Origin of the sequence: Nitrosomonas sp. (assembly GCF_022842015.1) — a bacterium.
Taxonomy (GTDB): Bacteria; Pseudomonadota; Gammaproteobacteria; order Burkholderiales; family Nitrosomonadaceae; genus Nitrosomonas.
The window spans coordinates 1-5435 of the sequence record NZ_JALHQJ010000114.1 but is presented as its reverse complement, the minus strand read 5'-3'; the positions used below and the strand labels follow the sequence as shown (position 1 = coordinate 5435).

7 protein-coding genes are annotated in these 5435 nt (G+C 42.4%); 2 read left to right on the top strand and 5 right to left on the bottom strand.

The features are described 5' to 3' along the window. Positions 1-187 precede the first annotated feature (187 nt). Entirely contained in the window at positions 188-721 is a 534-nt protein-coding gene (locus Q0C11_RS14305; protein ID WP_293009114.1) for a peroxiredoxin, read from the top strand. 103 nt (positions 722-824) lie between these two features. Then, a complete protein-coding gene (locus Q0C11_RS14300) occupies positions 825-1196 on the top strand; it encodes a TraR/DksA family transcriptional regulator (RefSeq protein WP_293009112.1) in 372 nt (123 codons plus the stop codon). Between the two features lie 18 nt (positions 1197-1214). Here Q0C11_RS14300 and Q0C11_RS14295 read toward each other — a convergent pair whose 3' ends face one another. From Q0C11_RS14295 to Q0C11_RS14275, 5 genes are all read right to left on the bottom strand, one after another. Continuing rightward, on the bottom strand, positions 1215-1763 hold the full coding sequence (locus tag Q0C11_RS14295) for a Smr/MutS family protein (protein ID WP_293009110.1): 549 nt from the start codon (positions 1761-1763) through the stop codon (positions 1215-1217). Between the two features lie 43 nt (positions 1764-1806). After that, the gene (gene trxB / locus Q0C11_RS14290) at positions 1807-2757 is read right to left on the bottom strand and encodes a thioredoxin-disulfide reductase (RefSeq protein WP_293009108.1); all 951 of its coding nucleotides are present in this window, start codon (positions 2755-2757) and stop codon (positions 1807-1809) included. 5 nt (positions 2758-2762) lie between these two features. Beyond that, positions 2763-3371: a protocatechuate 3,4-dioxygenase gene (locus Q0C11_RS14285; RefSeq protein WP_293009106.1), complete on the bottom strand. Its 609-nt coding sequence runs from the start codon at positions 3369-3371 to the stop codon at positions 2763-2765. Between the two features lie 406 nt (positions 3372-3777). Next, positions 3778-4425 (bottom strand): DUF4114 domain-containing protein, encoded by a 648-nt coding sequence (locus Q0C11_RS14280; RefSeq protein ID WP_293009104.1) that lies wholly within the window; start codon positions 4423-4425, stop codon positions 3778-3780. Between the two features lie 767 nt (positions 4426-5192). Next, the coding region (locus Q0C11_RS14275) for a transposase (RefSeq protein ID WP_293009102.1) at positions 5193-5435 on the bottom strand (243 nt) is incomplete at its 5' end.

Sequence of the window (5435 nt, the reverse complement as noted above, 5' to 3'; positions counted from 1 at the left end):
TTGGCTGGTATCATCTGATCAGTAGTAGCATCGCCGCCATCCCTTCAGGATTATTGTTTGGGATAATATGGCATGTATACAATGCGGCGGCGGCATTTTTATTTGCCCGCATATTAGCATAGCATTGCTACGATTGTGGGCTTGGCCTACGTGGCATTAATATAACAGATGAGGGTGAATAAGTATCATGGAATGGTTAGCTATAATCTTGTCGATAATCACAGTGGGATTCATGTTCTGGTTTTTTTCCACAACTAAAAAAGCACTAAAGCTGGGTCAGCCTGCCCCTGAATTCAATCTGACGGATCAATCTGGGAAAACACATACTTTGGCAGATTTTCAGGGTAAATGGCTGGCATTATATTTTTATCCGAAAGACGACACGCCCGGATGCACCAAACAGGCCTGCTCTTTTCGTGATGACCTTCAGCAGTTAACCGACTTGGGTGCCAAAGTAATTGGTGTGAGTGTAGACGACACAAATAGTCATGCTGAATTTTCTAAGAAATTTCATCTGCAATTTCCGCTATTGGCGGATACCACTACAGAAACGGCTGCTCGATATCATTCGCTCATTAATCTGGGCATTATCAAGTTTGCCAAGCGCAATACATTCTTGATCAATCCACACGGAAAAATTGCACGCATGTATTTGTCGGCCAGTGCGGCACGTAATTCTTCCGAAATAATTGCAGATTTGAAACAGTTGCAAGCAATGTAAGGCATAGTACACTGTCTATGGATTAACGCTCCTTTGATTTTCATCAAAGATTGTAAATCACATCCCAGACAACATGTATGGCATAGCAAAAAATGGAGGCAGAATGGCAAATTTTACTGAAGGGCAATTAATCCAGTTGAAGGCTGCGTTACATAAGCGTTATCTAGGTCTACAAAAAGAAATACGTAACGAGCTTGCACACACTCAGGATATCAGTGATGCTGAGCTAGCAGAGTATGTAAACAATATACCGGATGACATTGACACAGCATTAGTCGACCGGCAAATCAATGAAATGCGCGAACTGGAAATGTCGATGAAGTATCTGAGCGAACTAGAGTTCGGTGACTGTATCGATTGTGGCAACGAAATCGGGTTTGAGCGACTGCTAGTATATCCGTCCGCACAACGCTGTATTCAGTGCCAAGTTCGATACGAAAAGGCTTTTCCGCAAGAATCAAATCCTTCATTATAATTGCAAACGTTTACCAGCTTATACTTTGGATTTGAGCAAAATGAGGATAGCGCCTCCTCCGCCATCTTCAGGTCTTGGTTGGCAAAAAGCTAATACATCTGAACGCTGCATCAGCCAATTTCCAACTCTCGCTTTTAAAACCGGCTCACGGTTTCTGGAACTCAATCCCTTGCCGTGAATGACACGAACACAGCGAAATTTTTGTTGCACACAGATATCCAGGAAAGCACCTAATGCCTGCCTGGCTGCATCACGCGTATATCCATGTAAGTCGAGACTATCCTGAATCCTCCAGTGACCGCGCCGTAAACGTCGCAACGTTTGATGCGACATACCCGGCCGCACAAAAGACCATCCATCGCCCGCTTCGATTGCAACGAAAACATAGTCTGTTAGGGCATCTTCAGACTTTGCATTTTTCTGACCCTTATTTTTGCGTGGGAACGGTGAAGTTTCAATGCCGCCGATAACAATTTTATCTGAGGCTGGCAATGGCTCCACATCACTCATTGCTGCCTGAAACAGTGATATTTCATCCTCGTCCACAACAGAATCTTTTTTAGGCATCTGACTTCGTCAACAAGCAGTTGTTTGGTCTAAGATTCAATAACTATTTCAAGTTATCCAGATATTTTTCCGCATCCAGTGCCGCCATACAGCCGCTGGCAGCGCTGGTTACCGCTTGGCGATAGATGTGATCCTGCACATCGCCCGCAGCAAATACGCCAGAAATGCTAGTGGCTGTCGCATTACCTTGATCACCACCGTGAGTAACAATATAGCCATTATCCATTTGCAATTGTCCAGCAAAAATATCGGTATTGGGTTTATGACCGATAGCGATAAAAACACCTTGTAAATCTATTACTTGCGTGGAATCACCCTGAGTACTTTTAATGCGCATGCCAGTAACCCCGGATTGATCGCCCAGCACTTCATCCAGTACATGGTTCAGTTCCAATTTAATATTACCAGCGCGGGTTTTTTCCATTAACTTATCAATCAGAATTTTTTCCGAGCGGAACTGATCACGCCGATGCACTACTGTCACGCTACGGGCAATATTCGAAAGATACAATGCTTCCTCCACTGCCGTATTGCCACCACCGACAACGGCAACATCTTGTCCTTTATAGAAGAAACCATCGCAAGTTGCACATCCTGACACACCGCGCCCCATAAATGCTTCTTCGGAAGGTAACCCAAGATATTGCGCAGATGCACCTGTGGCAATGATGAGTGCCTTGCAGGTATAAGTTCCTTGATCGCCAATCAATGTAATCGGTTTTTCTGTCAGTTTTGCGGTATGGATATGATCAAAAATGATTTCAGTATCAAAACGCTCCGCGTGTTTCTGAAAACGTTCCATCAATTCCGGGCCTTGCACACCCATTGCATCGGCTGGCCAGTTGTCCACATCGGTTGTTGTCATTAATTGTCCGCCCTGAGCCAAGCCGGTGATCAAAACCGGATTCAGATTGGCGCGTGCCGCGTAAACAGCTGCAGTATAACCAGCCGGCCCAGAACCAAGAATAAGCAATGAATTGTGTTTGGTTGTCATAAATATTATTTACGGAGTAAATCGAGGACGATATTGTACTCGTAAATGATTAAATTGCCTTGCTGTCCGATTTCTCTGGCCATCATAGCTGACTGTTCGTAGGGGGATTTTTGATTCAGCAACAAATCCTTCTTGTTCAATTCCTGATTGGGAAAATACATCTGCGTTGTCAGAGGGGAATAATTAGGTTTAAAAATCTTTAAATGAATATGCGGAGGTCTAACCCAAGTTCCGCTAGCCGGATAGGCGCCGGGCATTACGGTCTTAAAGCGAAAAGAACCCTTGTCATCAGTCTTGATAACCGCCCAACCTTGGAAATTCTGATCCAGCTTTGCTTTATTAGCATCACGCGGATGACGATAACGACCATTGGCATCTGCTTGCCAAACATCAAGCAACGCATTCTCAACCGGATTGCCGAAGACATCGGTTACACGTCCACCTATCACGATATGTTGACCACTGGCATTGCCGACGTATCCATCTATTTGTGTTAAGTCATCATCCTTGTCTTTCTGATTTTTTACCGGATAGAATGGACCTTCTGCCTCTTTGGGCGTAGGCATTAGCGCTAATACTTTAGCAAAACTATTACTGCCAACCGCACTAGCCATGCCGCTCAGGGCACACAATTTAATCACTTTCCTTCGGGAAATTTTTTTCATGCTGAATGACTCGACCGCTTTATGAATTCTATTGTAATTTTTTAGAGCAGCGATATGAATAAAAATTCAGATGAGAAACCCGATTTACGATACATTTGATACGTAAAATTCTTGTGTACATGCCCCTCATTTGCATCAGAACCTGTCGCAAGTAAGAACACTAAAGTTTCAAATGCAAACCGCCCCTATTTCCTCATTGAATTCCGTAAATAGCGCAAAACAGAATACCCCGCCGCAAGCGACGGGGTATTAAATACGCTCCTTAAGCTGCAGATTTCCAACCACCTCACACTACAAGGGTGAGGAATTAACCCCGAAAGAGATTAAACAGGAAAAATGTAATGGCTCCAGTTCACTATGCGTTAATCTTTCTAGATCGCGCCGCAAAAACTATCAACCCTAATCCTACCAACAACAAGGCATAAGTTTTTGGTTCAGGTACTGGGCTTATGTTCTCAGCTAACAATAACGATGCATTAACGTTTGTAAATACAAATGCTTGATCATTATAATCAAGATCCCCGCCGCCAGATAAGTCTTCAAATCCCACATAGGTACCAGCAGGAATGCCAAGTGCTGCATCTCCAGAAAATCCGGTTGAGTAGATGTGATTCATTCCATCAGCATTAGATGCGGAACTGGAGTTCCAAACATCCCCAGTATCTAGAACATTTAGTTGGAATGTAAGAACATCCCCTGCATTGACATAACCAAGATTGACAAAATCTCCCACGCTTGAAGTTTGATTATTTAAAACCCCTAGAGATGACTCTGGTGTAACTACACCATTCACGAGTAATGACATCGTATTGGTATAAGATGCTGAGCTCGATTGGAAGTAAGCACCGATATAACCGGTTGTTGTTGCTGTAAAGGTGTAAGTATTCTGAACAGGTGCTCCTGCATCTGCATATGAAGTCGAAGCCGCTTTTACATGAGCTATCGAAAACAGACCAGACCAAAGAATCATAGACACTGTTAATAGTCGTAAAGAATTTTTCATTGTATTGCCCCAAAAACTAATTGTTAATAAAAATTGCAAAACACATTAAAGGAAACTCTGAATAAGCCGAATATATTTTGGATTAGAAAATCTCACAGCAAGCGTAATAAGTTACCGTTCGCTTCGAACTCTTCGAGAGACTTAATCAGAATCACCCACCCAGATATAGTAGGCTCAATATTCAGCTGAGAATAGAGACGAATATCCTGAATACATACTGCAAGAAATGGGGGGATGTCCTATAAAAGTCCTAAGTCAAATTGGGCTAATCACTGCGTGTTTGATACAGTTTCTAATTTTTTATCAGCGGATCATTATTCTTTTTAATTTACGAGCACCGCATACTTTTTCATGTTCGAAACAGAAATAAATATCGCCACAAGATAGTTCATCATATTGATATAAAAATGAACTTATAATATTTGCTTCGCATGCCGGGTGCGCTATTGTAGTAAAAGAAAAGTTAATTATCTTTGATTTGATAAATGCAGCGAATGGTATATTTATCGCAATTCATACTAAATAACTAGTCAACTTGTCCTATAAAACTCCTGGATAAATCAGCAACGCAACCTAGTGATTTTGTAATCCTTCTATGATCACTTCTTTGACATATTTTTAGCGACTGATAAAAAGAGACCTTTGCAAAATCCAACGAATTATCAAATTCGTTACAATTTCTGATTGTTATGTGAATATCAGGGTATTTTTTAGTAATTTCTTTGCTGAAATCACGCGAACAATCACTTTTTTCGATCATTGTCGGCTCAGAAGGCGCATTTGTCCTCTGATTGCAATGGTATCTGCCTATTAACATACAATCTGGACAACCTTTTCAGGTTGTATGCCATGGCTTGTAAAATATGCCAGGCATGTGCTTTGGCTTTGCCTCGGTAACGCAGCACCTTGGCTCCAAACCAGCGTGCTTGGCTACCAAAGGTTCGCTCCACAACATACCGAGCTTTAGAAATTAAGCTATTGCGTTGCAATTGCCGCTGTGTCAGCGGCCT